Genomic DNA, 25,108 nt, shown 5'->3' on the forward strand with positions numbered 1-25,108 from the left:
ACGCGGCGTGGTGCGGGAAGAGGGAGTGACCCGATCAGGCCAGCGGGGGTCACGTTCCTCTCACCTGTGCCCCGTCAGTCTCGCGTGCAGCGACAGGGCGGAGGCGTCGGTGAGGGAGGCGATCTGGTCCACGATCACCCGCTTGCGCGCGCGGTCGTCGGCCGCCGCGTCGAACAGCGCCCGGAACTGAGGGTCCAGGCCGTACGGCGCCCGGGCGGTCAGCGCCTGCGCGAGCTCCGCGACGATGACCCGCTGGTCGGCGCGGAGCCGCTCCTGCTCGGCGCGCTGCATCACGTACCGGTCGGCGACCGCCTTCAGCACCGCGCACTCCATGCGGGTCTCGCGGGGCACGACGAGTTCGGCGCCGTAGCGGGCGAGCCGGCCGCCGCCTCCCGCGTCCGGGCGGCCCGGGCGGTGTCCCCACGCGGCGCGGGTGGCGCCCTCGGCGGCCAGGCAGAACCGGCCGATGAGCTGGCTGGTGGCGTCCTTGAGGCGGGCCTGCGCCAGCGCCGTGCCGTCGTAGCCGTGGGGCCACCACTCCTGGTCCTGGAGGCGGTCGAGGGCCTCGGCGAGTTCGGCCGGGTCGGCGCCGGGCGCGTACCGGCGGACGGCGACGTCGAAGACCGCCTGCCGTTCCGGCCCGGAGTGCAGGCAGGCGGGGTCGATGTGGCCGGCGTGCAGGCCGTCCTCGATGTCGTGCACCGAGTAGGCGACGTCGTCCGACCAGTCCATGACCTGGGCCTCGAAGCAGGTGCGCAGACCGGGGGCGTGCCGCCGGACCCAGTCGAACACCGGGCGGTCGTCCTCGTAGACCCCGAACTTCCGCGATGCCGGGTCGGTGGGGTGGCCGCCGCGCGGCCAGGGGTACTTGGTGGCGGCGTCGAGGGTGGCGCGGGTGAGGTTGAGGCCGACGGAGCCCTCCGGGGTGAACCGCTTGGGCTCGATGCGGGTGAGCAGCCGCAGGGACTGGGCGTTGCCCTCGAAGCCGCCGCAGTCGTCGGCGAACTCGTGCAGCGCGCTCTCGCCGTTGTGGCCGAAGGGAGGGTGGCCCAGGTCGTGCGCGAGGCAGGCCGCCTCGACCAGATCGGGGTCGCAGCCGAGGGCCGCGCCCAGTTCCCGGCCGACCTGGGCGCACTCCAGGGAGTGGGTGAGGCGGGTGCGGGGACTGGCGTCCCACGCCATGCTGCGGGCTCCCGGGGTGACGACCTGGGTCTTGCCGGCGAGGCGGCGCAGGGCGGCGGAGTGCAGGATCCGGGCGCGGTCGCGCTGGAAGGCGGTGCGGCCGGGGCGTTTGTCGGGTTCCGGGGCCCATCGTTCGACGGACGCGGGGTCGTATGCCGTGGTGAGTGCGGTGCCTTCCATGATCTGACAGTAAGCGCCCGCGGTGACGAGCGGGGGCCGCCGGCGCCCACCCGTCCGGCCTGTCCGCGTGCCGGGGGGCGGCGGGCGGGCGAACGGCTCTCCGCTTCTCCGGCCGCCGTCCCCCGCTGCTACGCCGAGGCGAGCTCCGCCACCGTCGCCCCGCGAGCCTGGTCGTAGCGGTGCAGCACCAGGCGGGCCATGTCCTCGTGGGCTCCGAGGGGAGCCGCGGCGATCCAGGGGGCGGCCTCGGCGCACTGGGCCGCGAAGCGGCCGGGCGCCGTGAAGTACGAGGCGATCGCCACCCGGCGCCTGCCGCGTGCGGCGAGGGCCCGCAGGGCCGCCGGGACGTCCGGCGCCGCCGCCGAGGCGTAGGCCGGGACGACGGGGACGCCCAGGCGGCCGGCGAGGAGACGGGCGGTGCGGCGGGTGTCGGTCGCGGAGTCGGGGTCGCGGGAGCCGGCCGCGGCGAGGACCACTGCGCCGGTGCGGCGGCCGGCCTCGTCCATGGCCGCGGGCCAGCCGGCCTCCAGCAGGCGGTCGTGCAGGGTCCTCGCCAGGAGGGGGTGCGGGCCGAGGGGGGCGGCCAGGCTGGTGCGGGCCGCCGCGGCGGCGGCCGCCTCGGGGATGTCCCGCCCGACGTGGTGGCCCCGGCCCAGGAGGAGCGGGACGAGGACGGCGGGCGTGTCGCCGAGGGCGGCGAGGGTGTCGGGGAGCAGGGGCTCGTTCAGTTCGATGTGGCCCAGGTGGACGGCGAGGGCGGGACGCAGTGCGCGCACCCGGTGCTGCAGCGCCCGCACGGTGGTGAGCGCGCGGGGGTCGCGGCTGCCGTGGGCGACCAGGACGAGGGCGGGCGGTGCCGGGCGGCTGCGGCCGGGCGGCGGGACGAGCCGGAGCCGTCCGGTGAGCCGGTCGCCGGTGGCGTGCATGCGGTGCGCCGTTCTGTCGGGGCGGGTGCGGGGGGCCGTCCCGCCGGGGCTGGTGCGGTGCGCCGTCCCGCCGGGGCTGGTGCGTGCGCCGGTCTGCCGGGGCGGGTGCGGGGCTCGTCGCCGTGCGGGTTCGACGCCGTCATGGAAGGAGTGTCGCGGCCGGAGGTTGCGCCGCCGTTGCCGGGCGGTCACGGGTGTTTTCCGCGGCTTCACGGCGGACGGACGCACCGCGTGAGGTGAACCGGACCGGCGCCGGTGACGTCCTCCCGGTCGGAAGCGATCACTGGGGGGCCGTATGAGGATCCACCGACCGCGGCTGCCGCGCACCCGCACCGGGCAGCGGCGGCTCGCGCAGGCCGTGGCGGCCGCGTGCGTGCTGGCCCTGCTGCCCGCCACCTGGCTGCGCCTGTCCACGGCGGACCGGCTGCGCACGACGGCGGACGTGCCCCGCACCGAGGTCGCGGTCGTGTTCGGGGCCGGGCTGTGGAAGAAGGGGCAGCCGTCGCCGTACCTCGCGCACCGGCTGGACGCGGCGGCCGAGCTGTACCGGAAGGGACGCGTCGAGGTCGTCCTCGTCACCGGCGACAACAGCCGGGAGGACTACGACGAGCCGGACGCGATGCGCGCCTACCTGACCCGGCACGGCGTGCCGGACCGGCGGATCGTCAGCGACTACGCCGGCTTCGACACCTGGGACTCCTGCGTCCGGGCCCGGAAGATCTTCGGGGTGGACCGGGCGGTGCTGATCAGCCAGAGCTTCCACGTCCGGCGGGCGGTCGCGCTGTGCCGGGCCGCGGGCGTGGAGTCGTACGGGGTCGGGGTGTCCGCCGTGCACGACGCGACCTGGTACTACGGCGGCACGCGCGAGGTGTTCGCGGCGGGCAAGGCGGTGCTGGACGCGGTGTTCCGGCCGGATCCGCGGTTCCTGGGTCCGAAGGAGCCCGGGGTGGCGCGGGCGCTGGCCTCGGGGCGGTGACCGCGGCCGCCCGGCGCGCGGTGGCTCCCTGACCGCGGCGCGGACGGGACGGGCGCGGCCTCACGGCGCGCCGGGGGGCGCGGGGAGGCGGCCGTGCCGGGCGTGTAACCGGATGCGACCAGGGGCCGTAACACGCCCGGCGCAGGCTGGGCGGCATGGAGAACGCCCCGACGCCCACCCACTGCCCGTACTGCGCCCTGCAGTGCGGGATGAACGTCACGCCCCTGCCCCAGGGGGGCGTCGAGGTCACCGAGCGCCCGGACTTCCCCGTCAACCGGGGCGCCCTGTGCGGCAAGGGCCGCACCGCAGCGCAGGTGCTGTCCCCCGCGGTGCGGCTGACCGCGCCGCTGGTGCGGTCGGGCGGCCGGCTGGTGGAGGCGGGCTGGGCGCAGGCGCTGGACCTGGTCGCCGAGCGGCTCGGGGCGACGCGGGAGCGGTACGGCCCGGACGCGCTCGGGGTGTTCGGCGGGGGCGGGCTGACCAACGAGAAGGCGTACGCGCTCGGGAAGTTCGCGCGGGTGGTGCTGGGCACCTCGCAGATCGACTACAACGGCCGTTTCTGCATGTCGTCGGCAGCGGCCGCCGGCACGAAGGCGTTCGGCCTCGACCGGGGGCTGCCGTTCCCGCTGGAGGACGTCCCGAGGACGGGCTGCGTCGTCCTGGTCGGCTCCAACCTCGCCGAGACCATGCCGCCCTCCCTGCGCTTCTTCACCGAACTGCGGGCCAACGGCGGCACGCTCATCGTCGTCGACCCGCGCCGGACGAGGACCGCCGAGCAGGCCGACCTGCACCTGGCGCCCCGCCCGGGAACCGATCTGGCCCTCGCCCTGGGTTTGCTGCACCTGGTGGTGGCCGAGGGCCGCACCGACGAGGAGTACATCCGGCGGCGGACGTCCGGCTGGGAGGCCGCCCGGGCCGAGGCGCTGGCGCATTGGCCGGAGTACGTGGAGCGGATCACGGGGGTGTCCGTTCCCGAACTCCGGCAGGCCGTGCGGATGTTCTGCGAACCGGAGGCGGCGATGGTGCTCACCGCGCGGGGGCCGGAGCAGCAGTCCAAGGGCACGGACACCGTCGGCGCGTGGATCAACCTGTGCCTGGCGACCGGCCGGGCGGGCCGCCCGCTGTCCGGGTACGGGTGTCTGACCGGGCAGGGCAACGGGCAGGGCGGGCGCGAACACGGTCAGAAGGCCGACCAGCTGCCCGGCTACCGCAGGCTGGACGACCCGGCGGCGCGGCGGCACGTGGCCGGGGTGTGGGGCGTGGACCCGGACAGTCTGCCGGGCCCCGGGCGCAGTGCGTACGAGCTGCTGGACGCGCTGGGCACGGACGTCAGAAGCCTGCTGCTGATGGGCTCCAACCCGGTGGTGTCCGCTCCGCGCGCCGCCCACGTCGAGGAGCGGCTGCGGTCGCTGGACTTCCTGGCGGTGGCCGACGTCGTGCTGTCGGAGACGGCGGAGCTGGCGGACGTGGTGCTGCCGGTCACCCAGTGGGCGGAGGAGACCGGGACGACGACCAGCCTGGAGGGCAGGGTGCTGCTGCGCCGCCGGGCCGTAGCTCCCCCGCCCGGCGTCCGCAGCGACCTGTACGTCCTGCACGAGCTGGCCGCCCGGCTCGGCGTGGAGAAGGGCTTCCCGACCGACCCCGAGGAGGTCTTCGAGGAACTCCGCCGCGCCAGCGCGGGCGGCCCCGCGGACTACTCCGGCATCACCTACCGCCGCCTGGCCGAGGAGGACGGCGTCTTCTGGCCCTGCCCCGACACACCGGCCGAGGGGGCGGCCGGGCGCCCGGGCGCGCCGGAGGGCACGGCCACGGGTCGGGCGGCCGCCCCGGCAGGGACGCGGCGCACCCCGGCCCCCGGCCGCAACGGCGGCACGGCACCCGAACCCGCGGGCCCCACGGCGCCGGGACTCGCGGGCCCCACCACCGCCGCCCCCGCCCTCCCCGGCCGCAACGGCGGCACGGCGCCGGGACCGGCGGGCGATGCGGTGGCCGACGGGGAGGACGCCGCCCTGGACGCCCTGCCCGACGACCCGACGGCCGACGCCCCGAGCGGCAGCTCCGCGCCGTGCGCCGCAGCCACCCCGCCCGGCCGGTGCGCGACGGACGGCACGGCCGCACCGGCGGACGGCGGGTGGGCGCACGGGGGCGGGCGGCATCCCGGCACCCCGCGGCTCTTCCTCGACCGTTTCGCCACCCCGGACGGCCGGGCCCGGTTCGTTCCCGTCGCCCACCGGCCGACCGCCGAGGAGCCGGACGCCGAGTACCCGCTGCTGCTCACCACCGGCCGGGTGGTGTCGCAGTACCAGTCGGGGGCGCAGACCCGGCGCGTGGCGGAGCTGAACGCGGCGGCGCCGGGGCCGTTCGTGGAGCTGCACCCGCGGCTCGCGGCCCGGCTGGGGGCGGCCGACGGCGACCCGGTCGCGGTGGTCTCCCGGCGGGGCCGGGCCGTCGCACCGGCCCGGATCACCGGCGCGATCCGCCCGGACACCGTCTTCATGCCCTTCCACTGGCCGGGCGAGGGCCGCGCCAACACCCTCACCAACCCGGCCCTGGACCCGACCTCCCGGATGCCGGAGTTCAAGTCGTGCGCGGTGCGGGTGGAGGTCGTACGTCCACCGGAGTAGGGCACGTCCGGTCCCGGGGAGGGGGCGGCGCGGGCGGGGCCCGCAGTAGGTTCGGGGCATGTCCGACAGCGAGCAGCAGTACGACCTCGACGCCTACCTCGACCGCATCGGATGGAAGGGCGCACGGCGGGCCGATCTCGCCACGCTGCGCGGCGTGCACCTGGCGCACGCGCTGTCCCTGCCCTTCGAGAACCTGGACGCGGTGCGTGGCCGGGCCCCCTCCCTCGCGCCCGCCGACCTGACGGCCAAGATGATCCACGGCCGGCGCGGCGGCTACTGCTACGAGCACAACACCCTGCTGTGGCGGGCTCTGGAGGCGCTGGGCTTCCGGGTGACCCCGCTGGCCGGCCGGGTGGTGGTGGGCGCGGAGACACCGGGGAGCCGGCCCCGGACGCACGCGATGCTCGAGGTCGAGGTGGCGGGTGAACCGCAGCCGTACCTGGCCGACGTGGGCTTCGGCGCGCCCGGTGCGCTGCTGCTGCCGGTGCCGTTGGTGACCGGCGCGGTGTTCGAGGGCGGCGGGCGCCGGCACCGGCTGGTGCGGCTGCCGGACGACGGGCCGCTGGAGCTGTGGGAGTTGCAGGCGTACGACGTGCAGGGCGGGGGCTGGGCCGGCCAGTACGCGTTCACGCGGGAGCCGTTCACCGCGAGTGACTTCGAGGTGTTCAACTGGTACGTCGCCACCAGCCCGCGCTCCCCGTTCACCCGCCGCCCGTATCTGCAGCGGACCACGGCGGAGCGTCATCTCGCGCTGGACGGCGCGCTGGTGACCGAGACGCGCGCCGACGGCACGGTGTCGGTGCGGACGTTGACGGAGGAGGCCGAGGCCAGGCGGGTGGTGGCGGAGGAGTTCGGCATCGAGGCGCCCGAGGGCCTGACCCTGCTGGGCTGACCGGCCGAGGCCGCTCCTGCCGGGCCGACCGGGCCGGGCCGCTCCTGCCGCTCCTGCCGGGCCTGCCGCTCCTGCCGGGCCGGGCCGGCGGCGGGCGAGCCGGTCGCTCCGCCTGCGGTCGCTCCGCCTGCGGTCGCTCCGCCTGCGGCCGGCCCGCCCGCGGCCGCAGCCGGGCGGCGACCGGCGGGGCGGCCAGGTACGCCCGGACGCGGGCGGCGCCGCCCCGGCCCGCCGGCCGCCGGTCCCCGGGCGGGGATGCGGCCGGCAGGTGGAGGGCCGATCGTGTGCTTTTCGCACCCGGCCCCCCACACGGCCGTGACCTGCCGGAACCCTCCCCCGGCTGGGCCGTGTGGGGGGCCGTGCGCGCCACCCGTTCACCGCATCGACGCCGGCTGCCCGGCAAGCGGATCTCCCCGACTGCGACTTACCTCGGTAGGGCAGGGGCGCACCCCTGGACGAGTCGGACAAGCTCTGGGGAGCACCATGCGACGCACCGCCCGTCTGCTGACCGGTACCGCGCTCGCCGTGGTCGCCGCGGCGCCCGCCCACGCCGGCGACGCCGGGCACACGGCGGCCCACCCGCGGGGCGCCCGGGCCGGCGCCGAGAGCGCCGGCCGGCTGGACGTGTACCCGTCGACGGTGGCGCCCGGCGGCGAGGTCACGGTGAACACCGCCGCGTGCGGCGCCGAGGGCTCCGCCACCGGGGACGCGGGCGCGATCGGCGCCGGGGTCTTCCCGCTGGCGCCCGGCGCGCCCGAGGGCGAGGCGACCGGCGGGTTCCGGGTGCCGCCGAGCGCCCAGCCGGGCACGTACGAGATCGTCGCCCGGTGCGCCGAGGGCGACCGGCTGGCCAGGGGCGACCTGGTGGTGGCGCTGAGCGCGGGGCACGAGCAGGTGCAGCCGCGGGGAAGCGTGAAGACGGGGGTCGGCGGCGGACTGGGCCCCGACCCCGTGCAGACCGCGGCGGGAGTGGCGGCGCTGGCCGTCGCCGCCGCGGGCGGTACCTGGCTCCTGCATCGCCGGGCGAGAGGCGACGGGTTCTGACGGACACCCTCCGCTGTCCGTCGGCCGGTACCGCACGTCCCGCCCCCTCCGGGTCCGACGCCCCTCGCGGCCCGGAGGGGGAGGGGGCCGGCCCGGACGCCGGTCCCCCAGGTCCCGTCCGGGACGCGCCCAGGGAGGAGGGGTCGGTATGCGCAGGCTCGCCCGGCTCGGCGACACCGCCATAGCCGCGGTCACCGTCGTCGCGCTCGGTTCGGGCGTCTGGCTGCTCGGCGGCGCCGGCACGCACGCGCCCCCGCAGCCGCCGGCCGCCGAGGGCCGCCCCGACCCCGGCGCCGAGCGGCTCGCGGCCCCCGCGCTCGCGCCGTCCCCGCCGGTCCGCATCCGCATCCCGGCGATCCGGGTGGACGCCCCGCTGACCGGCCTGGCCCTCACCCCTTCCGGCAGCCTTGAGGCGCCGCCCGCCGGGCGGAAGAACCTGGCCGGCTGGTACGAGGCCGGCACCGTCCCCGGCGAGACGGGCACCGCGATCGTCGCCGGCCACGTCGACGACGCCGACGGCCCCGCCGTGTTCTACGACCTCGGCGCGCTGAAGCGGGGCGCCGCCGTGGAGGTGGACCGCCGCGACGGCAGCGTGGCCGTCTTCACCGTGGACGCGGTCGAGGTGTACTCGGCCCGCGCCTTCCCCGACGACAAGGTCTACGGCGCCGCGTCCCGCCCGGAACTGCGCGTCATCACCTGCGGCGGCGGCTACTCCCGGACGACCGGCTACCAGGGCAACGTGGTGGTCTTCGCCCACCTGACGGGAAGCCGCTGACCGGGTGCGCGCGCCGGCGCGTCGCGGACCCGCGGCCGTACCGGCGCCGCCGCGGGCCGGCCGGGCCCTCACACGCGCCGCCCGCTCCGGCTGAGGGCAGCGTTCCTCGCGGGTAACAGAGGTGATGCCGCCGGGTAACGTCCACGTCGCACGCTCGGGGACATGACCTCGAACTCGCGCGTGGTGGTGATCGGCGCCGGCCTCGCGGGCGTACGGCTCGCCCGACGGCTCGGCGAGCTGGGCACGCCCGCGCTGCTGGTCGGCGAGGAGGAGCACCCGCCGTACAACCGGGTCCTGCTGGCCGAGGTGCTGGCCGGCCGGTACGCCCCGGAGGTGATCGCCCTCCCGCCGCCCGCCGGGCTGCTGCGCGCCCGGGTCACCGGCGTCGACCGGGCCGCCCGCACCGTCACCTGCGCCGACGGCACCTCGCTCGGCTACGACACGCTGGTCCTCGCCACCGGCTCCAACCCGGTGCTGCCGCCGCTGCGCGGCCTGTTCCCGGACGCGTGGCCCGCGTCCGCGCACCGGGCGGCCGGGCCCCGCGCGTCCGGCCGGGGGTCCTTGGCCGGCCGCCCGCCGGGGCGGCACGGCGCCCCGGACCACCGGCTCCCCGACGGCGTCCACGCCTTCCGCACGCTGGACGACTGCCTGGGGCTGGCCGCGGCGGTCCGGCCCGGCGTGCGCGCGGTCGTCGTCGGCGGCGGGCTGCTGGGGGTCTCCGCGGCCCGCGCGCTCGCCGTGCGCGGCGCCCAGGTGGTCCTCGTGCAGCAGGCCGAGCGGCTGATGGAGCGCCAGCTCGACCCGGAGGCCTCCCGGCTGGTGCTGCGGCACCTCACCGGTCTCGGCGTCGAGGTGCACACCGAGTGCCGGGTGCGGGACGTGCGCTGCGTCGCGGGCGCGGTCCGCTCGGTGGAGCTGGCCGACGGGTACGCCCTGGACGCCGACCTGGTGGTGCTCGCCTGCGGGGTCCGTCCGCGCACCGGCCTCGCCGAACAGGCCGGGCTCACCGTCGGCAGGGGCGTCGTCGTCGACGACCGGCTGCGCACCTCCGACCCGCACATCCGGGCCGTCGGCGACTGCGCCCAGCACGACGGCACGGTCTACGGCCTGGCCGCCCCCGCGCTGGAACAGGCCGAGGCGCTCGCCGCGTCGCTCGCCGGCGACCCCGGCGCCCGCTACCGCGGCACCCGTTCCCTGACCCGGCTGACGCTCACCGGCCCGGGCTCCCCCCTCGACCTCGCCGCGTTCGGCGAGACCGATCCCCTGCCCGGCGACGACGTGGTGCGGCTCGCCGACGCCACCCGGGGCACCTACCGCAAGGTCGTCGTCCGCGACGACCGCCTGGTCGGCGGGGTCCTCGTCGGCGCGCTCGGCACCGTCGGCGCGCTCGCCCGCGCCTGGGAGGGGGCTGAGCCGCTCCCCGGCGACGGCCCTCTTCTCCACCTGCTCACCAACGACGGAGGCTCCTCATGACCGCCACCTCGGGGGCCACCCCCACGATCGTGCTCGTCGGCCACGGCATGGTCGGCCAGCGCTTCCTCGAGGCGCTCGCCGAACGCGGCCTGACCGCCACGCACCGCGTGGTCGTGCTGTGCGAGGAACCGCGCCCCGCGTACGACCGTGTGCAGCTGACCTCGTACTTCTCCGGCAGGACGCCGGAGGACCTCTCCCTGACCGACCGGACGTTCCTCACGGACCACGGCATCGAACTGCATCTGGGCGACCCGGCCGAGACCGTCGACCGCGCCGCCCGCAGGGTCACCGCACGCTCCGGGCTGACCGTCGACTACGACGTCCTCGTCCTCGCCACCGGCTCCTACCCGTTCGTGCCGCCGGTCCCCGGCAAGGACGCCGCCGGCTGCTTCGTGTACCGGACCGTCGAGGACGTGCTGGCCATCGAGGAGTGCGCGAAGACGCGGCGGACGGGCGCCGTGGTCGGCGGCGGACTGCTCGGGCTGGAGGCGGCGGGCGCCCTCAAGGGCCTCGGACTCGACACCCACATCGTGGAGTTCGCGCCGCGCCTGATGCCGGTGCAGGTGGACGAGGGCGGTGGCGCGGCGCTGCTGCGGACCGTCGAGGGCATGGGCCTGACCGTGCACACCGGCACGGGCACCCAGGAGATCGTGACCGGTCCGGACGGCGCGGTCACCGGGATGAGGCTGTCCGACGGTTCCGAACTCGCCGTGGACATGGTGGTGTTCAGCGCCGGTGTCCGTCCGCGCGACCAGCTGGCCCGGGACTGCGGACTGGCGGTCGGCGAGCGCGGCGGCATCGCCGTGGACGAGCGGTGCCGCACGGTGACGGACCCGCGCGTGTACGCGATCGGCGAGTGCGCGCTGGCGGCGGACGGCCGGGTGTACGGTCTGGTCGCGCCCGGGTACGAGCAGGCGGAGACGGCGGCGGCGGCGATCGCGGCGGACCGGGCCGGCGAGGCCGGCGCACGGGCGTTCACCGGCGCCGACCTGTCCACCAAGCTGAAGCTGCTCGGCGTGGACGTGGCGTCCTTCGGCGACGCCCACGGGACCACCGAGGGCTGCGTGGACGTCGTCTACGCCGACTCCCGCGCGGGCCTGTACAAGAAGCTCGTCATCGGCCGGGACGGGACGCTGCTCGGCGGCGTCCTCGTCGGCGACGCCGAGGCGTACGGCACCCTGCGCGCGCTCACCGGCTCGGTGCCGCCCGTCCCCCCCGAGTCGCTGGTCCTGCCCGCCGCAGCCGGCCCGGGGGACCGGCTCGGCCCGTCAGCGCTGCCGGACGCGGCGATCGTGTGCTCCTGCCACAACGTCAGCAAGGGCGCGATCCGCGGCGCGGTCGGCGAGCACGGGTGCACCACCGTGCCCGAGGTGAAGAAGTGCACCAGGGCGGGCACCGGCTGCGGCAGCTGCGTGAAGGTGCTGGAGCAGCTGGTCGCCGCCGAGCTGGAGGCGTCGGGCGTCGCGGTCGACAAGGGCCTGTGCGGCTGCTTCTCCCGGACCCGCCAGGAGCTGTACGAGATCGTCCTGGCCCTGCGCATCGCCTCGTACCAGGAGCTGCTGGACCGCTACGGCCGCGAGGGCGCCCGGGGCGGTGACGGCTGCGAGGTGTGCAAGCCGGCCGTCGGCTCGATCATCGCCTCCCTCGCCCCGGCGATCGGCGCGAGCGGCTACGTCCTGGACGGCGAGCAGGCGGCCCTGCAGGACACCAACGACCACTTCCTCGCCAACCTGCAGAGGAACGGCTCGTACTCGGTCGTGCCGCGCATCCCCGGCGGGGAGATCGCCCCGGAGAAGCTGATCGTGATCGGTGAGATCGCGCAGGACTTCGGCCTCTACACGAAGATCACCGGAGGCCAGCGGATCGACATGTTCGGCGCGCGGGTCGAACAGCTTCCGCTGATCTGGGCGCGGCTGGTGGACGCCGGCTTCGAGTCCGGCCACGCGTACGGCAAGGCGCTGCGCACGGTGAAGTCCTGTGTGGGCTCCACCTGGTGCCGCTACGGGGTGCAGGACTCGGTCCGGATGGCGATCGACCTGGAGCTGCGCTACCGGGGACTGCGGTCCCCGCACAAGCTGAAGTCCGCCGTGTCCGGGTGCGCGCGCGAGTGCGCGGAGGCCCGGTCGAAGGACTTCGGGGTGATCGCCACCTCGAACGGCTGGAACCTGTACGTCGGCGGCAACGGCGGCGCCACCCCGCGCCACGCGGACCTGCTGGCCCAGGACCTGTCCGACGCCGAACTGGTCCGGCTCATCGACCGGTTCCTGATGTTCTACATCCGCACGGCCGAACCGCTGGAGCGCACCAGCACCTGGCTGGAGCGCCTTCCGGGCGGCCTGGAGCACGTGCGGGACGTGGTGGTGCACGACGCGCTCGGCATCTGCGACGAGCTGGAGGAGCTCATGCGGGCGCACGTCGCGCACTACCGCGACGAGTGGGCCGAGACCGTGAACGACCCCGGGAAGCTGGCCCGGTTCGTGTCCTTCGTGAACGCCCCGGACACCCCGGACCCGGTCGTCTCCTTCGTCCCCGAACGTGACCAGATCAAGCCCGACCTGCCGTGGCCGGCCGTCGGCCCGCGGCCCGCCGACGACATCCTGGAAGGAAGCGCCCAGCGATGACCCTGACCCTCGCGACGACCGACCTGAAGGTGCAGCTCCAGCTGGCGGACGGCTGGTTCACCGTCTGCGACCTGAGCATGCTGGTGCCGGGCCGCGGGGTGGCCGCGCTGCTGCCGGACGGCCGTCAGGCGGCCGTCTTCCGCGACCGCGCGGACCGGCTGTACGCCGTCGACAACCGCGACCCCTTCACCGGTGCGGCCGTCCTCTCCCGCGGTCTGACCGGCAGCCACCGGGGCCGCCCGTACGTGGCCTCCCCGCTGCTGAAGCAGCGCTTCGACCTGGCCGGCGGGCAGTGCCTGGACGACGAGGCGGTGCGGGTGGCGGTGTACGAGGTCCGGGCCCGGTGACACACGGGACCGGTCACCCTCGGCGGCACCACGCTCCGACCCCGGTCAGTCGATCCCGGACCGTTCCACCCCCGCCACGATCCACCGCTGGAAGCACAGGAACACCAGCAGCAGCGGCAGGACCGACACGGCGGCCGCGAGGAACAGCTCGTGCAGCCGCACGACCTGGGACGTGGTGAACGACGACAGCGCCACCTGCACCGTCCAGGCGCTCTGGTCCTGCCCGATCACCAGCGGCCACAGGAAGGAGTTCCAGGCGCCCAGGAACACGATCGTCCCGACGGCCGCGAACACCGGCCGGGCGCCCGGCACGACGACGAGCCAGTACGTCCGCCAGTACCCGAGCCCGTCCACCTGCGCCGCGTCCTCCAGCTCCCGCGGGAAGCCGAGGAAGTACTGCCGGAAGACGAAGCAGGCGAACGCCGGGAACAGCGTCGGGACGATCAGCCCCCGCAGTGTGGAGATCCAGCCCAGCGACGACACCAGCACGAAGCTCGGCACGAAGGTGACGGCCGCCGGGACCAGCAGGGTGCCCAGGATGCCGTGGAACACCTTGTCGGCGTGCCGGTACGGGATGCGGGCGAGGCCGTATCCCGCGAGGGAGGCGAACAGCAGCGTCCCGAGGGTCGTGGCGACGGCGATCAGCGCGGAGTTGAGGAGGGACCGGGCGAAGGGCACGGCAGGGTCGCCGAACAGCTCGCCGACGTTGTCCCACCGCACCCGGTGCGGGAAGAACGTCCAGCCGGGCGAGGTGATGTCCCGCTCGCCGGCCAGGCCGTTGCGCACCAGCAGGTAGAAGGGGATCAGGAAGAGCAGCGCGAGCACGATCAGCAGCACCAGCCGCAGCGCCCGCCCGGCCCGCACCAGCGCGTCATCCATCGCGGCCCGCCCTTCCCGGCCCCAGCCAGCGCGCCTGGCCCACCGCGACGACGGCGATCACCAGCGCGAGGATCACCGCGCCCGCGCTGCCGAGCCCCAGGTCCTGCCCCTGCCCGAGCGCGGTGTAGTAGAGGTACACCAGCGGCGGGCGGGCGTAGGGCGGGTAGCCCCTGGCGTCGGACAGCAGGTTGTAGAACTCGTCGAAGGCCTGGAAGGCGTTGACGACGAGCAGCAGCACCACCGCCACCGAGGTGGCCCGCAGCTGGGGCAGGGTGATGTGCCGCAGCACGGTCCAGCCGGGCCGGGCCCCGTCCACGGCCGCCGCCTCGTACAGCACGGGGTCGATCCGCTGCAGCCCGGCGAGGAACAGGATCATGTAGAAACCGGCCTGCAGCCACAGCCGTACGGTCACCACGACCAGCCAGTACCAGGGCGGATCGGGTGCGGACAGCCAGGCGACCGGATCCGCGCCGAACCATCCCAGCACGGTGTTCGCCAGCCCGAACCGCACCCCGCTGAAGATCGACATCTTCCAGACGAGCGCCGCCACCACATAACTGCACGCGGCCGGCAGGAAGAACACCGACCGGAAGAAGGCCTGGGCGCGGCCGACCCGGTTGACCATCAGGGCCAGGCCGAGGGAGCACCCGTAGGTGACGGGAACGATGAAGGCGGTGAAGACGAGGAAGGTCCACAGGCTGTCGGTGAACGCGTCGTCCCGCAGCATCGCCGTGTAGTTGGCCAGGCCGACGAAGTGCGTGGGCGTGACGGTGTTGCGCGCGTCGAAGAAGCTGAGCGCCAGGCTCCACAGCAGCGGCACGTAGGTGAACAGGGCGAGCCCGAGCGCGAACGGCCCGACGAACACCCAGAACCACAAGGCCCCGCCGCGCCTCACGGCTTCTTCTTCACGCGGTCGAGCTCCGCCGACACCTTCCGTACCACGGCCCGCAGTTCGCGCTCCGGACGGGCGCCGTTTCTGATGATCCGGCTGAGCGCGTCCTGGTAGGCGCTCTGGCCGGCCGGGGTCCACAGCAGCGGCTGGGCGTACCCGTGGTCGGTGGCGTACCGGACGGCGTCGGCGGCCGGACCCTTGCGCAGCGCGGTGGCCTTGCGGGCGAGGGAGAGCCGGGCCGGGATGTGGAATCCGTAGGACAGGGCGAAGTCCTGCTGGAGGTCGGTGCGCTCCACCCACAGCCACTTCACGTACTCCTTCGCGGCCCGCCGGTTACGGCTGCGTGTGCTGACGGCGGCCGCGTAGGCGCCGACGGGCACGGCGGGCCGGCCCTCGCTGCCGTCCGCGGGGAAGGGCAGCACCCCGAAGTCGTCGCCGAGTTCCTCGCGCACCCGGGGCAGCGCCCACAGCCCCGACCACTGCATCGCGGTCAGCCCCTGGAGGAACGCCGACGGGTCGGACCAGTCGGCGGGGGCGCCGAGGAGCAGGGACCCGTCGGCGTACAGCCGGTGCAGCTTGCCGAGGGTGCGGGCGGCCGCGGGATCGTCGAAGCCGACCTTCCCGTCGTCGGTGACGAGCGGGAGTCCGGCCGCGTACAAGGGGGTTGCGCCGAGGACGCCGGCTCCGCCGTCGTTGCCCAGGAACAGCCCCTTGACCTTGCCGCCGGTCAGCTCCCTCGCCGCGTCGACCAGGGCGTCCAGGGTGGTGGGCGGTGCCACGCCGGCGTCGGCGAGCAGGCTCTTGCGGTAGTAGAGCAGCTGTGTGTCGATCGTCTGGGGGATGCCCCAGACCCGCCCGTCGTACGTCTTCGGTGTGAGCACCGCCGGGTCGAAGTCGTCCCTCACCCCCTCCACCAGGTCGGTGAGGTCCGCCACCTGGCCGCCCCGGATCTGGTCGAGCGTGGGCCCGTTGACCTCGAAGACGTCGGGCCCGGAGTCGGTGAGCAGGGCGGCGGCGGTCTGCTGGTCGTAGTTCCCGGGCCGCCACTCCACCGTCACGTGCGCCTTCCGGTAGGCGCGGGCGTAGCGCCGGACCGCCTGCTGGGCGCCGGCCTCGCCGTACTGGTGGTACCAGTGGGACAGCGACGGCCCGGAACCGCCGCCCCCGCGCCCGGTGTTCGACCCGCACGCCGTGAGCAGTCCCGCGCCCGCGCCCGCGGCCAGCAGGGTCCTGCGGCTGATCGTCATCCTGTGCCCCCTGACGTCCGTCATCGATGCACGGCCCAACGATCAACCATGCACGCCGATTACGAAAGGGGTGTTGCACGGACGTGTCGCGGTCGGTGCGCCGCTCCCGCCAGGACGACCAGCAGACCGGCCGGCCCCCTGCCGGAACCGGCCGGGCACGCCGAAGGGGCGGCGTCCCCCGCACGGGACGCCGCCCCTTCTCTTTCGTGCACCGGAGCCGCCGCCGATCGGTCTGAGGGTCGGGGACCGACGACGGCTCCGGGGTCCGCGTGGCCGCGTGGGCCTACCGGTGGTCGCTGCCCTCCGACTGGGTGGCGGCGCGGCCGGCCTCCAGGCGGGCGACCGGGATGCGGAACGGGGAGCAGGAGACGTAGTCCAGGCCGGCCTCGTGGAAGAAGTGCACCGACTCCGGGTCGCCGCCGTGCTCGCCGCAGACGCCGAGCTTGAGGTCGGGGCGGGTGCGCCGGCCCGCCTCCGCCGCCGCCCTCACGAGGGAGCCGACGCCGTCCTTGTCGATCGTCTCGAAGGGGCTGACCCCGAAGATGCCCTTCTCCAGGTAGGCGGTGAAGAAGCTCGCCTCGACGTCGTCGCGGCTGAAGCCCCACACCGTCTGGGTCAGGTCGTTGGTGCCGAAGGAGAAGAACTCCGCCGCCTCCGCGATCTGGCCCGCCGTCAGCGCCGCCCGCGGCAGCTCGATCATCGTGCCGATCGCCAGGTCCAGCTCGGCGCCGGTCGCCGCCTGCACCTCGGCGATCACCTTGTCGGCCTCCTCGCGGACGATCTCCAGCTCCTGGACCGTGCCGACGAGCGGGATCATGATCTCCGCGCGCGGGTCGCCCTTGGCCGCCTTGCGCTCGGCCGCCGCCTCGGCGATCGCGCGGACCTGCATGGTGAACAGGCCCGGGATCACCAGGCCCAGGCGCACACCGCGCAGGCCCAGCATCGGGTTCTGCTCGTGCAGGCGGTGCACCGCCTGGAGCAGGCGCAGGTCGTTCTCGTGCGGCTCCTGGCGGGACTCGGCGAGGGCCACGCGGACCGACAGCTCCGTGATGTCCGGGAGGAACTCGTGGAGCGGCGGGTCCAGGAGGCGGACCGTGACGGGCAGGCCGTCCATCGCCTCGAAGAGTTCCACGAAGTCCTTCTTCTGCAGGGGCAGCAGCGCCTGCAGCGCCTCCTCGCGCTCCTCCTCCGTGTCCGCGAGGATCAGCCGCTCGACCAGCTCGCGGCGGTCGCCGAGGAACATGTGCTCGGTGCGGCACAGGCCGATGCCCTGCGCGCCGAAGCGACGCGCCCGCAGGGCGTCCTCGGCGTTGTCGGCGTTGGCGCGGACCCGCAGCCGGCGCTTGCGGTCGGCGAAGGCCATCATGCGGTGGACCGCCTCGACCAGTTCGTCCGCGTCGTCGGCGCCCGGGTGCATCCGGCCCTCGAAGTACTCCACGACCGGGGAGGGCACGACCGGCACCTCGCCCAGGTAGACCTTGCCGGAGGAGCCGTCGATGGAGATGAGGTCGCCCTCCTCCACCACGTGCCCGCCGGGGACCGTCATCCGGCGGCGCTTGGTGTCGACCTCCAGCTCCTCCGCGCCGCAGACGCAGGTCTTGCCCATGCCGCGGGCGACGACGGCCGCGTGGGAGGTCTTTCCGCCGCGCGAGGTCAGGATGCCCTCGGCGGCGATCATGCCGTCCAGGTCGTCGGGGTTGGTCTCGCGGCGGACGAGGATCACCTTCTCGCCGGAGCGGGACCACTTCACCGCCGTGTACGAGTCGAAGACCGCCTTGCCGACCGCCGCACCCGGCGAGGCCGCGATGCCGCGCGCGACCTGGGCGACCTTGGCCTTCTCGTCGAACCGCGGGAACATCAGCTGGGCGAGCTGGGCGCCGGTGACCCGCTGCAGGGCTTCCGTCTCGTCGATGAGCCCCTGGTCCACCAGCTGGGTGGCGATGCGGAAGGCCGCGCCCGCCGTGCGCTTGCCGACGCGGGTCTGGAGCATCCACAGCCGGCCGCGCTCGATGGTGAACTCGATGTCGCAGAGATCCTTGTAGTGGTTCTCCAGGATCTCCATGATCTGCATGAGCTGGTCGTACGACTTCTTGTCGATCTGCTCCAGCTCCGCGAGCGGGACGGTGTTGCGGATGCCCGCGACCACGTCCTCGCCCTGGGCGTTCTGCAGGTAGTCGCCGTAGACGCCCTGGTGGCCGGAGGCGGGGTCGCGGGTGAACGCGACGCCGGTGCCGGAGTCGGGGCCCAGGTTGCCGAAGACCATGGAGCAGACGTTGACGGCGGTGCCGAGGTCGTGCGGGATGCGCTCCTGGCGGCGGTACAGCTTGGCGCGCTCACCGTTCCAGGAGTCGAAGACCGCCTTGATGGCGAGGTCCATCTGCTCGCGCGGGTCCTGCGGGAAGTCCCGGCCGGCCTCCGTCTCGACGATCTCCTTGAACCGGGCGACCAGCTTCTTCAGGTCGGCCGCGTCCAGTTCGGTGTCGACCGCGACGCCCTTGGCCTCCTTGGCCTTGTCGAGGGCCTCCTCGAAGAGGTCGCCGTCGACGCCGAGGACGGTCTTGCCGAACATCTGGATGAGCCGGCGGTAGGAGTCCCAGGCGAACCGCTCGTCGCCGGCCTGCTGGGCGAGCCCCTGCACCGACGCGTCCGACAGGCCGATGTTCAGGACCGTGTCCATCATGCCGGGCATGGAGAACTTGGCGCCGGAGCGGACGGACACCAGCAGCGGGTTGTCGGGCTGGCCGAGCTTCTTGCCCATCCTGGCCTCGAGCGCTTCGAGGTGCGCACTCACCTCGTCACGCAGTGCCGGGGGCTCCTGGCCGCTCTCCAGGTAGACCTTGCAGGCCTCGGTGGTGATGGTGAAGCCAGGAGGCACCGGGAGACCCAGGTTGGTCATCTCGGCGAGGTTGGCGCCCTTGCCACCGAGGAGGTCCTTGAGGTCCTTGTTGCCCTCGGTGAAGTCGTAAACGAACTTCGCTACGTGGGGTTCTTTGTTTTCCGACACGGGACTCGACTCCTTGAGGCCACGGTGGCTGCCCTGACGGCGAGGAACATACCCAGATCGAAGGTCTGTGGGTATGTGCACTTGCGGGTCATACGGCTGTAACCACCCGTCCGCCAGCGGATCGAAAGTCACGGCTTGGCAATCGAAGCCGCGACCGTGTGTTCACTTCTTGAAGACATGCGCGCCCACCGGTGCAGTTTTCCGCTCAGATGAGCGGATGGCGGCGCGGACTGACTTCGGTCGGTGAACGCTCAGGGGGTGGCACCCAGTGCCACTCCTTGGAGAAGTGCAGCCGCGGCCGAACCGCTCATCTGAGCGGAACCCTTATCAAGGGTGGCGAGAATCACGCTGCCACAGCATGCGCCGTTTCACCATGCGGACCCCGCGGCGGACTCCTCCCGGGCCTCCGGGCGGACCCCGCGGCGGACTCCCCGGCGGACCCCTCGGCGGACGTCTCGGCGGCTCGCGCACAGGGAGCCGGGTACCCCCGTGCGGACGGCCGCCGGCGGTGTTGACCAGGTGTTTGCCCGGCGGGCGTGAACGCCGCCGGCCGGCCGGCCGTACCGGAGCGCGCAAGGGTCTCGCAGGGAAGGACGCCGGGGTGCCTCAGGACATGAGCACGCGTCAGTCGGTCGAAGCGGCAGCGGCAGCGGAGGAGAGCGGGCAGGAGGAGGCCGCCGCCCCCGAGGCGGCCGGGCCCCCCGCCCGCCGCCCCTGGGCGGTCCGGACGGCGTGGACGGCGTGGACGGGGCGGTGGTCGGCGTGGACGCGGCGCCGGCGGGAGGAGCACCCCGCCGCGGCCCGGGCCCTGTCCGTCGCCGTCACGGTGCTCGCCGCGGCCCTCGTCGTCGCCGCGCTGGTGATGCCCGACTCGGTCGTCCGGCTGGAACCCGCGGCGTTCCTGCGGATCCCGGCGGAGGCCGTGGTGGGGGCCGCCGTGCTGCTCGCGCTGCCGCGCCGGCCCCGGGTGGCGCTGGCGGCGGCTTCGGGGGTCCTGCTCGGGGCGGTGACGGTGGTGAACGCCCTGGACATGGGGTTCAACCAGTACCTGGGCCGCGGCTTCAACGTCGTGCTGGACTGGAGTCTGCTGGGCGACGCGGAGTCGTACCTGGAGGACTCCCTCGGCCGCGCGGCCACCCTCGCCGCGGTCGGCGCGGTGATCGTGCTCGTGCTGCTGCTCTTCGTGCTGCTGGCCCTGTCCGTGGTCCGGCTGAGCAACGTCCTGGCCCGTCACCCCGGCGCCGCGACCCGCGGCACCCTCGTCGCCGGCGTCACCTGGATCACCTGCTCCTCGCTCGGGCTGCAGGTGTCCGGGGTGCCGATCGCCGCCGACCGCACCACCACGGCCCTGCAGACGCAGACCCGCCGGATCTCGGACACGCTGAAGGACGAGGCGGAGTTCCGGAAGGTGGCGCGGGTCGACGCGTTCGGCAACACCCCGGGCGATCAGCTGGTGCCCGATCTGCGCGGCAAGGACGTGATCTTCACGTTCATCGAGAGCTACGGCCGCAGCGCGATCGAGGACCCGATCATGGCGCCGGGTGTGGACCGCACCCTCGACGCCCGCACCGAGGCCCTGGCCGAGGCGGGCTTCCACGCCAAGAGCGGCTGGCTGACCTCGGCGACGTACGGCGGCAGCAGCTGGCTGGGCCACTCCACGACCATGTCGGGCCTGTGGATCAGCAACCAGCAGCGCTACCGCACGGTCATGGCCAGCGACCACCTCAGCCTGACCGAGGCGTTCCGCAGGACGGGCGCGTGGGACACGGTCGGGGTGATGCCCGGCGTGCAGAAGGGGTGGCCCGAGCAGAAGTGGTACGGCCTGGACAAGGTCTACAACGCCTTCGAACTCGGCTACCGGGGGCCGAAGTTCAGCTGGTCCACCATGCCGGACCAGTACGCGCTGCAGCAGTACCAGGAGCGGGTGCACGGCCGGAAGCGGGCCGACGGCAAGCCGCTGATGTCCCTGCTGATCCTCACCTCGAGCCACCAGCCCTGGGCGCCGATCCCCGAGATGGTCGGCTGGGACGAGCTGGGCGACGGCTCGGTCTTCAAGGCCGTGCAGGCGGCGGGCAACAAGCCGGCCGACGTCATCGCCGACACCAGCAGGTCCCGCGAGGAGTACGGCAAGTCGATCCAGTACTCGGTGACCGCGCTGACCGAGTGGCTGGAGCGCTACGGCACCAAGGACACCGTCCTGGTCTTCCTCGGCGACCACCAGCCCATCGCCCGCGTCAGCGGCAACCACGCCAGCCGTGACGTCCCGGTGGCGGTCGTCGCCAAGGACCCCGCGGTGCTGGACAGGATCGCCGACTGGAACTGGACGGACGGCCTGCGCCCCGCCCACGACGCCCCGGTCTGGAAGATGAGCGCCTTCCGGGACCGCTTCCTGCGGGCGTACGGCTCGACTCCGCACCCCAGGCGGGGCTGATCAGCCACCCGAGGTGTCGAGTTCCGCCTCGTCGCTCACGCCCGCGCAGTCGTACGGGTCCTTCAGCCAGCCGTCCGGCAGCACCACCCGGTTGTTGCCGGACGTACGGCCGCGCGGGCCGTCCGCGCCGGCCGGCCACGGCTGGTCGAGGTCCAGCTCGTCCAGTCCGGCCCGCAGCTCCTCCAGGGACGAGGTGACCGCGAGCCGCCTGCGCATCTCGGAGCCGACCGCGAACCCCTTCAGGTACCAGGCGACGTGCTTGCGGAAGTCGACGACGCCCTTGGACTCGTCGCCGATCCACTCGCCGAGCAGCCGGGCGTGCCGGACCATGACGTCGGCCACCTCCCGCAGCGAGGGGCGCGCGACCTCCTGCGGCCGCCCCTCGAACGCCGCGACCAGGTCCGCGAACAGCCACGGCCGCCCCAGGCACCCGCGTCCCACCACGACACCGTCGCAGCCGGTCTGCCGCACCATGCGCAGCGCGTCCTCGGCCGACCAGATGTCGCCGTTGCCGAGCACGGGGATCTCCGGCACGTGCTCCTTCAGCCGGGCGATGGCGTCCCAGTCGGCGGTGCCGCCGTAGTGCTGGGCGGCGGTGCGGCCGTGCAGCGCGATCGCCGTGACGCCCTCCTCGACGGCGATGCGGCCGGCGTCGAGGTAGGTGATGTGGTCGTCGTCGATGCCCTTGCGCATCTTCATCGTCACCGGCAGGTCGCCGGCGCCGGCGACCGCCTCGCGCAGGATCGCCCGCAGCAGGTTCCGCTTGTACGGCAGGGCCGACCCGCCGCCCTTCCTGGTCACCTTCGGCACCGGGCAGCCGAAGTTCAGGTCGATGTGGTCGGCCAGGCCCTCCTCCGCGATCATGCGGACGGCCTTGCCGACGGTCGCGGGGTCGACGCCGTAGAGCTGGATCGAGCGCGGCTGCTCGCTGGCGTCGAACCGGATCAGCTGCATGGTCTTCTCGTTGCGCTCGACCAGCGCCCGTGTCGTGATCATCTCGCTGACGAACAGTCCCTTGCCGCCGCTGAACTCCCGGCACAGCGTGCGGAAGGGCGCGTTGGTGATTCCCGCCATGGGTGCGAGCACGACGGGGGGCGTCACGGCGTGCGGGCCGATGGCAAGCGGGTGGGTCATCAGACGACTCCGGGCGGACGTACGGCACTACGACAGAGGACGAGGACCCATTGTCCCTCACCCGGCCGAGGGCCGGGGCGCCGCGGGTGCGGAACCCGGGGTGAGACCGTGTATCACTCATTAGTTAGACGCACTATCGAAGTCGGCGTACGATGGAGCGCATGCCCGAATCGAGCGCCCGGCGACGCATGCTCGTGCTCGCCATCTGCTGCATGAGCCTGCTGATCGTGAGCCTGGACAACACCGTGCTGAACGTGGCGCTGCCCTCCATGCAGCGCGATCTGCACACCGGCACCTCCGGCCTGCAGTGGACGATCGACGCCTACACCCTCGTCCTGGCGTCGCTGCTGATGCTCGCGGGCTCCACGGCCGACCGGATCGGCCGCAAGCGCGTCTTCCTGGCCGGGCTGGTGGTGTTCTCCGCCGGATCGCTGCTGTGCTCCCTCGCCCCGAACCTGGAACTCCTCGTGGTGTTCCGCATGGTCCAGGCGGTGGGCGGCTCGATGCTCAACCCGGTGGCCATGTCGATCATCACCAACACCTTCACCGACGCCCGGGAGCGCGCCCGCGCGATCGGCGTCTGGGGCGCGGTGGTCGGCATCTCCATGGCGGCGGGCCCCCTGGTCGGCGGACTGCTGGTGCAGTCGGTGGGCTGGCGGGCGATCTTCTGGATCAACCTCCCGGTCGGCCTCGCCGCCGTGCTGCTCACCCTCCGCTTCGTGCCCGAGTCCCGCGCGCCCAGGGCCCGCCGGCCCGACCCGGCCGGCCAGCTGCTGGTGATCGCCCTGTTCGGCTCGCTGACCTACGCGATCATCGAGGCGCCGGACGCGGGCGCCGGGACCGTGGCGCCGTTCGCCGTGATCGCGGCGGCGGCCCTGGCGGCCCTGCTGTGGTACGAGCCCCGGCGTGAGGAACCCCTCATCGACCTGCGCTTCTTCCGCTCGGCTCCGTTCAGCGGCGCCACGGCCATCGCGATCAGCGCGTTCGCGGCGCTCGGCGGCTTCCTGTTCCTGTCCACCCTGTACCTGCAGAACGTGCGCGGCCTCGACGCCCTGCACGCGGGCCTGTGGATGCTGCCCATGGCCGCGCCGACCTTCCTGTGCGCGCCCCTGTCCGGCCGGCTGGTCGGCAGCCGCGGCCCCCGCCTCCCCCTCCTGGTGGCGGGCACGGCGATGAGCGCGAGCGGCATCCTGTTCGCCGTGTTCGAGGCGGAGACCGCCGACGCCACCCTGCTGCTCGGCTACGTCCTCTTCGGCATCGGTTTCGGCTTCGTGAACGCGCCGATCACCAACACGGCGGTCTCGGGCATGCCCCGGGCGCAGGCCGGCGTCGCCGCGGCCGTCGCCTCCACGAGCCGGCAGCTGGGCCAGACACTCGGCGTCGCGGTGGTCGGCGCGGTCCTCGCGGCCGGGATCGGCGCGTCGCCGTACCGGCACGCCTTCGTCGCGGCCGCCCGTCCGGGCTGGTGGATCCTCACCGGGTGCGGTCTGGCCGTCCTGCTCCTCGGCCTGCTGACGAGCGGCCCCTGGGCCCGCCGGACCGCCGAGCGGACCGCCGAGATGCTGCAGACCGCGGAGGTACGGCAGGCGGTGGGGGCCCCGGAGCGGACCTAGGTGCGCTGTCCCGGGACGTCGGTGACACGCGTGCCGGACGCCTCGAACCGATGAGGGGCTTCTGGGTTCGGTGTGGATTGCGACATCCACCGCCGACCGCCAGGAGGCCCTCGTGTCCCACCGTGATGCCCCGCCGGCCCCGGCGGGGCGACTGCGTCTGGCCCGGTGCGTCGAGGCCAGAGATCTTGCAGGACAGGCCGCCGCGCGACCGCCGAGTGCCCAGCGCCCGTTGCCGGGGCCCGGCCGCGTGCCGGTGGGCGCCGCACGATCGTGGAGTCGACCGACACCAGCCAGTCGATGTCCCCGTCCGCGTCCGCCCCGGCCTGCGCTGCCTGCAGCATCCGCTCGAACGTGCCGTCCTTGGCCGCGGGTGTGCAGCGCGGCCCACGGGCCGTACCGCTCGTGCACGCCTCACAGGACCACCCCGGCCCGGAACGTCCACACGATCCCGTTCAGGATCCGGCGGTCGCCCAGCCGACTGCGCCCCCGGCGCGGCCGGGGCAGCAACGGACGGATGGACTCCCACTCCGCCTCGGTCGGTTCATGACGACGAACCACCCGACCATGGGGCAAGACCCGCCCCTGTTCGACGACCCTTCCGACCGGGGGCAGCGCCGAGGGCCCCGCAGCCGATGCTGCCGGAGTCCTCGCCGTCCGGGACGAGCCCGGTCGATCCGCCCTGACACACGCGTACGGAAAGCCACGAGGCCGGCCGGAGCACCCGGCACGTGAACGACGCGCCGGGCTCGAATCCCGTGACTCCACGAGCCCGGCGTGACGCAGAACACTCCCTGCTGTTCCCGGGCATACCGACGGGCCCCCGCGGACTGCGGAAATCCGGCCACCGGCGGCGCGCCGCCTCGCGGCC

17 protein-coding genes are annotated in these 25,108 nt (G+C 74.3%); 10 read left to right on the plus strand and 7 right to left on the minus strand.

Annotated elements, in window-relative coordinates:
• Positions 1–60: 60 nt before the first annotated feature.
• Both ABZ261_RS06610 and ABZ261_RS06615 read right to left on the minus strand, forming a co-directional pair.
• Positions 61–1,362 (minus strand): deoxyguanosinetriphosphate triphosphohydrolase, encoded by a 1,302-nt coding sequence (locus ABZ261_RS06610; protein WP_356855962.1) that lies wholly within the window; start codon positions 1,360–1,362, stop codon positions 61–63.
• 128 nt (positions 1,363–1,490) lie between these two features.
• Positions 1,491–2,288 (minus strand): sirohydrochlorin chelatase, encoded by a 798-nt coding sequence (locus tag ABZ261_RS06615; RefSeq protein ID WP_356855964.1) that lies wholly within the window; start codon positions 2,286–2,288, stop codon positions 1,491–1,493.
• A 295-nt stretch (positions 2,289–2,583) separates the two neighbouring features.
• On the opposite strand from ABZ261_RS06615, the gene ABZ261_RS06620 reads away from it, so the two are divergent.
• From ABZ261_RS06620 to nirD, 8 genes are all read left to right on the plus strand, one after another.
• On the plus strand, positions 2,584–3,264 hold the full coding sequence (locus tag ABZ261_RS06620; protein ID WP_356855966.1) for an ElyC/SanA/YdcF family protein: 681 nt from the start codon (positions 2,584–2,586) through the stop codon (positions 3,262–3,264).
• Between the two features lie 155 nt (positions 3,265–3,419).
• A complete protein-coding gene (locus tag ABZ261_RS06625; RefSeq protein WP_356855968.1) occupies positions 3,420–5,888 on the plus strand; it encodes a molybdopterin-dependent oxidoreductase in 2,469 nt (822 codons plus the stop codon).
• Between the two features lie 58 nt (positions 5,889–5,946).
• Positions 5,947–6,780, plus strand: a complete 834-nt coding sequence (locus ABZ261_RS06630) for an arylamine N-acetyltransferase (RefSeq protein ID WP_356855970.1) — start codon at positions 5,947–5,949, stop codon at positions 6,778–6,780.
• A 483-nt stretch (positions 6,781–7,263) separates the two neighbouring features.
• Positions 7,264–7,824, plus strand: a complete 561-nt coding sequence (locus ABZ261_RS06635; RefSeq protein ID WP_356855972.1) for a hypothetical protein — start codon at positions 7,264–7,266, stop codon at positions 7,822–7,824.
• A gap of 148 nt (positions 7,825–7,972) precedes the next feature.
• Positions 7,973–8,599 (plus strand): class F sortase, encoded by a 627-nt coding sequence (locus ABZ261_RS06640; RefSeq protein ID WP_356855974.1) that lies wholly within the window; start codon positions 7,973–7,975, stop codon positions 8,597–8,599.
• Positions 8,600–8,761: 162 nt separating this feature from the next.
• A complete protein-coding gene (locus tag ABZ261_RS06645) occupies positions 8,762–10,072 on the plus strand; it encodes an FAD-dependent oxidoreductase (RefSeq protein WP_356855976.1) in 1,311 nt (436 codons plus the stop codon).
• Positions 10,069–12,693: a nitrite reductase large subunit NirB gene (gene nirB / locus ABZ261_RS06650; RefSeq protein WP_356855978.1), complete on the plus strand. Its 2,625-nt coding sequence runs from the start codon at positions 10,069–10,071 to the stop codon at positions 12,691–12,693. Before ABZ261_RS06645 ends, nirB begins: the two co-directional genes overlap by 4 nt.
• Positions 12,690–13,040: a nitrite reductase small subunit NirD gene (nirD, locus tag ABZ261_RS06655; protein WP_356855980.1), complete on the plus strand. Its 351-nt coding sequence runs from the start codon at positions 12,690–12,692 to the stop codon at positions 13,038–13,040. The genes nirB and nirD overlap by 4 nt, the downstream gene beginning before the upstream one ends.
• A 45-nt stretch (positions 13,041–13,085) precedes the next feature.
• Here nirD and ABZ261_RS06660 read toward each other — a convergent pair whose 3' ends face one another.
• The 4 genes from ABZ261_RS06660 to ppdK form a co-directional block, all read right to left on the minus strand.
• The gene (locus ABZ261_RS06660) at positions 13,086–13,919 is read right to left on the minus strand and encodes a carbohydrate ABC transporter permease (RefSeq protein ID WP_356855982.1); all 834 of its coding nucleotides are present in this window, start codon (positions 13,917–13,919) and stop codon (positions 13,086–13,088) included.
• Entirely contained in the window at positions 13,912–14,814 is a 903-nt protein-coding gene (locus ABZ261_RS06665; protein WP_356855984.1) for a sugar ABC transporter permease, read from the minus strand. The genes ABZ261_RS06660 and ABZ261_RS06665 overlap by 8 nt, the downstream gene beginning before the upstream one ends.
• Complete coding sequence (locus ABZ261_RS06670; RefSeq protein WP_356855986.1) at positions 14,811–16,058, minus strand: sugar ABC transporter substrate-binding protein; 1,248 nt, start codon at positions 16,056–16,058, stop codon at positions 14,811–14,813. Before ABZ261_RS06670 ends, ABZ261_RS06665 begins: the two co-directional genes overlap by 4 nt.
• A gap of 283 nt (positions 16,059–16,341) precedes the next feature.
• Positions 16,342–19,062 (minus strand): pyruvate, phosphate dikinase, encoded by a 2,721-nt coding sequence (gene ppdK, locus ABZ261_RS06675; protein WP_356855988.1) that lies wholly within the window; start codon positions 19,060–19,062, stop codon positions 16,342–16,344.
• A gap of 862 nt (positions 19,063–19,924) precedes the next feature.
• On the opposite strand from ppdK, the gene ABZ261_RS06680 reads away from it, so the two are divergent.
• Positions 19,925–21,493 carry a CDP-alcohol phosphatidyltransferase gene (locus ABZ261_RS06680; protein WP_356856156.1) on the plus strand — a complete coding sequence of 523 codons (1,569 nt, stop codon included), beginning with the start codon at positions 19,925–19,927 and terminating at the stop codon, positions 21,491–21,493.
• Here the strand turns inward: ABZ261_RS06680 and dusB are convergent, their stop codons facing one another.
• The gene (gene dusB, locus ABZ261_RS06685; protein WP_356855990.1) at positions 21,494–22,627 is read right to left on the minus strand and encodes a tRNA dihydrouridine synthase DusB; all 1,134 of its coding nucleotides are present in this window, start codon (positions 22,625–22,627) and stop codon (positions 21,494–21,496) included.
• 161 nt (positions 22,628–22,788) lie between these two features.
• Between dusB and ABZ261_RS06690 the strand changes: the two genes are divergently transcribed.
• Positions 22,789–24,240, plus strand: a complete 1,452-nt coding sequence (locus tag ABZ261_RS06690; RefSeq protein ID WP_356855992.1) for an MFS transporter — start codon at positions 22,789–22,791, stop codon at positions 24,238–24,240.
• Positions 24,241–25,108 lie beyond the last annotated feature (868 nt).

Source organism: Streptomyces sp. NPDC006193 (genome assembly GCF_040613915.1).
Lineage (GTDB): Bacteria > Actinomycetota > Actinomycetes > Streptomycetales > Streptomycetaceae > Streptomyces.